The following is a 5045-nucleotide window of genomic DNA, read 5'->3' as shown; positions in this document are numbered from 1 at the left end:
TTTATTCTCATATTGGCAGGGTATTCGGATGAGATGGATTGGTTAATGCAGACGAACTCTGGGCTGCCTTCGCGATTCCCAATACAAGTGGAATTCCCTGATTATTCGGTAGATGAACTTCTGCATATCGCAGAATCTATGGCAAAGGATCATGATTATGTACTAATGCCAACTACACAGGCGCAGTTAAAACAAGTGATTTTGGATGAGAAAATTCTTGCCCCTAATCTGTTCAGTAATGCGCGCTTTGTTCGAAATGTGATGGAAAAGGCGATGCGTAACCAAGCGGTTCGCCTCCTTCAGCTATATCCGCAGCAATCTCCGGGCAAGCTGGAATTAATGACATTGAAACCAGAGGATTTAAAATGGGAGCGAAAATGAGGTATACTGTACAACGTATATGGTCAATGATCATAGATCAATGGCAAGATGGATGATGAACCGATAAGGAGAATGTACGCGAATGCGAAAAGAGCCTCACCAAACGAATCAAAATATACCCGATCGAGCGGTGCTCGTGACTTTAATAACAGATGATGTCAAGCGGAGCGGGGTTGATCCCCAATATTCGCTTGACGAGCTGGTGCAGCTGGCGGAAACGGCTGGCGTTGAGGTGTTGACCACCATGACACAGCAGCGTGAATTCCGTGATCCTAGATGGTTCATAGGGAAAGGCAAGGTACAAGAACTCAAGGCCGTCATTGATGAGATGGGTGCAACGACCGCTATTTTTGATCAAGAGCTGTCAGGCGCTCAAGTCCGCAACTTGGAACAAGCGTTGGATGTGAAGATTGTTGACCGTACGCAGTTGATTCTTGATATTTTCGCACAACGAGCAAAAACAAGAGAAGGTATCATTCAGGTGGAGCTGGCACAATTGTCATATCTGCTCCCTCGTCTATCCGGACACGGGAAGAACCTGTCGCGTCAAGGCGGTGGTATCGGCACAAGAGGGCCCGGGGAATCCCAATTGGAAACGGATCGCCGCCATATTCGAGGACGTATAACTGACTTGAAGCGTCATCTACATGAAGTCGTTCGCAACCGCAATCTGCATCGAGAGCGCCGCAAGAAGACAGGAGCGTACCAGGTTGCGCTTGTCGGCTATACGAATGCGGGGAAGTCTACGCTGTTGCGTCAACTGACACAGGCGGATGTGTATGTGGAGAACCAATTGTTTGCGACGCTTGATCCGACTTCTCGCCAGTGGGAGCTTTCTAGCGGGAAGGAAGTGGTATTAACAGATACGGTTGGCTTTATTCAAAATTTGCCTCATGATCTCGTAGCGGCTTTTCGTGCGACATTAGAGGAAGTGAATGAGGCTGATCTCATTTTGCATGTGATGGACGCTTCTTCGCAGATGAGAGAGGATCATTTGCGGGTCGTAGAGGATATTTTGCAGCAATTAGGAGCGGGAGCCAAGCCGCAAATTGTTCTCTATAATAAGAAGGATCTGTGTACCCCAGAACAACGGCAGATGCTGCCTCGTGATAAAGATCACTTTATTATAAGCGCTTATGATGAAGGGGATTTGGAGCGTATTCGGCAGGCAGTGCAAGATCAATTGTCCGGCCAAACGCTTACCTACCGAATATCCGCGGATCGTGGGGATTTGATTGCCTTGATCTATCGACTGGGAGAGGTTCTGGAGCAGGAGATCGACGAGAATGATCTGCTGCTTAAGGTTCGGTTGGATCGGCTAGCCGCTGAGCAGCATGGATATAAGTTAAAAGATTACATCAATAAATAAGCTTTCCTTCATGGGAATGGATCAAGGGGAATGGATAAGATGCAATATACAGCAAGACTGGAGCAATTGGAGCAGCAAATCGAAGAGAAGATTGCTGGGCAGGTACGGGGAATCGAGCGAATCGCAGAGCGGAATCAATGGAAAGTTATAGAGGCGTTTCAGAAGCATCATGTGAGTGATTTTCACTTTGCGGGATCGACAGGGTATGGCTACAATGACCGTGGACGCGAGGTGCTTGATGAGGTATATGCTGAAGTGTTCGGTGCGGAAGCGGGATTGGTGAGACCTCATTTTGTATCAGGTACACATACGATTGGGACGGCTCTGTTCGCTGTACTTCGCCCTGGCGATGAATTGTTATACATTACGGGTACACCGTACGACACGCTGCATAAGGTGATTGGCAAAGAGAATGATGGGACAGGCTCTCTGCGTGATTGGGGAGTATCCTATAATGAGGTGCCGCTGACTGAGGCAGGAGATGTAGATTGGGAGCAAGTGCGTGAAAGCATAACCGAGCGTACGAAAGTCATAGGCATTCAACGTTCACGCGGTTATGGATGGAGAGCATCCTTCACGGTTGAACAGATCGGTGAGATGGTACGGCAAGTAAAAGCGATTAAGCCGGATGTTGTTGTATTCGTGGATAATTGCTACGGGGAATTTACAGAACTGCAGGAACCGACGGAGCTAGGTGTTGATGTAATGGCCGGCTCGCTTATTAAGAACCCAGGAGGCGGTATTGCTGAAACAGGCGGTTATATTGTCGGTAAGCGCGTGTATGTGGAAGCAGCAGCCTCTCGCTTAACTGCACCGGGAATTGGTGGAGAAGTCGGAGCTATGTTAGGGATGACACGTTCGATGTATCAAGGTCTCTTCTTAGCGCCAAGCATCGTTGGACAAGCAGTGCGAGGCAGTGTGTTTGCAGCAGCCTTGTTCGAGGAGCTTGGGTTTGAGACCTCACCGCATTGGAAGGCGCCTCGTACTGATTTGATTCAAGCTTTGCGATTCCATACAGCCGATCATTTAATCGCGTTTGTTCAGGGGATTCAGAAAGCCTCGGCCGTTGATGCGCACGTCGTGCCTGAACCATGGGACATGCCTGGTTATGAGCATCCAGTCATTATGGCGGCAGGTACCTTCATTCAAGGGGGAGCTTGGAGTTGTCTGCCGATGCGCCGATTCGTGAGCCATATACAGCTTACATGCAGGGTGGGCTTACGTATGCGCATGCGAAGCTTGGAGCGCTGACAGCACTGCAAACCATGGTTGATCGCGGCTTGCTAGAGCTATAAAATTATTTTTGTTAGATTTCCTGACATCCATTGACACGTTTGCTTCCAGGGGATAAAATGAGAACAAGAAAGGCATAACACATACTCTGATCGGAGTAAATTCACTGATGAGCGACCGCGCGTAACAGGCGTTTGCTAGACTAGGATGTCAGTTAGCGCACACAGCACGTAAACTTTCTTTTATGACAAACTAGGAAGGTTGATAAGCAGTGGGAGATGAGATTCGCAGAAATATGGCGTTGTTTCCAATCGGCATCGTGATGAAGCTGACAGATTTGACAGCTCGTCAAATTCGTTACTACGAACAGCATGAATTAATTATGCCTGCTCGTACTTCTGGAAACCAGCGTCTCTTTTCCTTCAACGACGTAGAGCGATTGCTTGAAATCAAGTCACTTATTGAAAAGGGAGTCAACATAGCAGGCATTAAGCAGGTACTGAATCCGGTAACGAAGGAATCGGAAGAGGCAACTGTGCTTAGTGAAGCTTCGGAGAGCAAACGCAAGGAATTGTCCGATCTCCAATTGCACCGCATGTTGAAGCAGCAGCTTATAGCCGGTAATAGACCGGGACAAGTATCGCTGATCCAAGGCGAACTGTCTCGTTTCTTTACAAAATAGATATGAATCTAATCACGCTTATGGAGAAGGAGATGTTACCCTGTGGGTTATACCAGAGAAGACATTGAACGCATTGCGAAGGAACAAAATGTACGATTTATCCGTCTGCAATTTACGGATTTGCTCGGTACGATTAAGAATGTCGAAATTCCGGTAAGCCAATTGCCTAAGGCACTGGATAACAAAATGATGTTTGATGGTTCTTCGATTGAAGGTTATGTGCGTATTGAAGAATCCGATATGTATCTTGTCCCAGATTTGGATACTTGGGTTGTCTTCCCATGGGTAACGGAAGATCGTGTCGCTAGATTGATCTGCGACGTATACACAACGGATGGAACGCCGTTTGCAGGATGCCCGCGCGGAATTTTGAAGAAAGCCTTGAAGGAAGCAGAAGCACTTGGCTTCACGTCCATGAACGTAGGTCCAGAACCGGAATTCTTCTTGTTCAAGACGGACGACAAGGGCAATCCGACGATGGAACTGAACGACCAAGGCGGTTACTTTGACTTGGCGCCAACGGATCTTGGTGAGAACTGCCGCCGTGAAATCGTATTGAAGTTGGAAGAGATGGGCTTCGAGATTGAAGCTTCTCACCACGAGGTGGCCCCTGGCCAGCATGAGATCGATTTCAAATATGCAGATGCAATTAAGGCAGCAGACCAAATTCAAACCTTCAAGCTCGTCGTGAAGACGATTGCTCGTCAGCATGGCTTGCACGCTACATTCATGGCGAAGCCGCTGTTCGGTGTGAACGGTTCGGGTATGCACTGTAACATCTCCTTGTTCAACGGTAAGGAGAATGCGTTCTACGATGAAAGCGATAAGCTTGGCTTGAGTCCGGCAGCACGTCAATTTATGGCGGGGGTATTGAAGCATGCTCGCGGATTTGCGGCAATCACGAATCCAACGGTCAACTCCTATAAGCGCTTAGTTCCTGGCTATGAAGCTCCATGTTATGTGGCATGGTCTGCAAGCAACCGCAGTCCAATGGTTCGTATCCCAGCATCCCGTGGTTTGAGCACGCGTGTTGAAGTCCGCAACCCGGATCCAGCGGCGAACCCGTACTTGGCTCTAGCGGTAATTTTAAAAGCAGGATTGGAAGGCATCAAGAAGAAGTCAGACCTTCCAGCTCCTACGGATCGTAACATTTATGTCATGACAGAAGAAGAGCGTCTTGCGGAAGGCATCCCAAGCTTGCCATCCAGCTTGAAGGAAGCATTGGAAGAGCTTCTGCGCGACGAGACGATTTGCGATGCACTAGGTGATCATGCATTGCAGCACTTCTTGGAATTGAAAGAAATTGAATGGGATATGTACAGAACGCAAGTTCACCAATGGGAACGCGATCAATACATGACATTATACTAATTCATCTAA

Annotated in this window: 3 protein-coding genes and 2 pseudogenes; all 5 read left to right on the top strand. The window is 48.0% G+C overall.

Translation table 11 applies throughout. The features are described 5' to 3' along the window. A pseudogene (locus AZ66_RS32185) lies at window positions 1-381 on the top strand (AAA family ATPase); the annotation flags it as partial. A gap of 82 nt (window positions 382-463) precedes the next feature. Continuing rightward, entirely contained in the window at window positions 464-1750 is a 1287-nt protein-coding gene (hflX, locus tag AZ66_RS26780) for a GTPase HflX (RefSeq protein WP_044357672.1), read from the top strand. 30 nt (window positions 1751-1780) lie between these two features. Continuing rightward, window positions 1781-3045, top strand: a pseudogene (locus AZ66_RS26775) (methionine gamma-lyase family protein). A 209-nt stretch (window positions 3046-3254) separates the two neighbouring features. Then, entirely contained in the window at window positions 3255-3665 is a 411-nt protein-coding gene (locus tag AZ66_RS26770) for a MerR family transcriptional regulator (RefSeq protein WP_021253929.1), read from the top strand. Between the two features lie 42 nt (window positions 3666-3707). Further along, entirely contained in the window at window positions 3708-5036 is a 1329-nt protein-coding gene (gene glnA / locus AZ66_RS26765) for a type I glutamate--ammonia ligase (RefSeq protein ID WP_021253928.1), read from the top strand. Window positions 5037-5045 lie beyond the last annotated feature (9 nt).

The sequence above is a fragment of the Paenibacillus sp. E194 genome (assembly GCF_000935845.1).
GTDB lineage: Bacteria > Bacillota > Bacilli > Paenibacillales > Paenibacillaceae > Paenibacillus_B > Paenibacillus_B alvei_B.
Note: the sequence above shows the minus strand (reverse complement) of the source record. Positions and strands in the feature narration are given on the sequence as shown.

What these genes read in the sequence shown, in the direction of transcription:
- hflX (WP_044357672.1), top strand. Translation starts at nt 464, where the DNA reads ATGCGAAAAGAGCCTCACCAAACGAATCAAAATATACCCGATCGAGCG.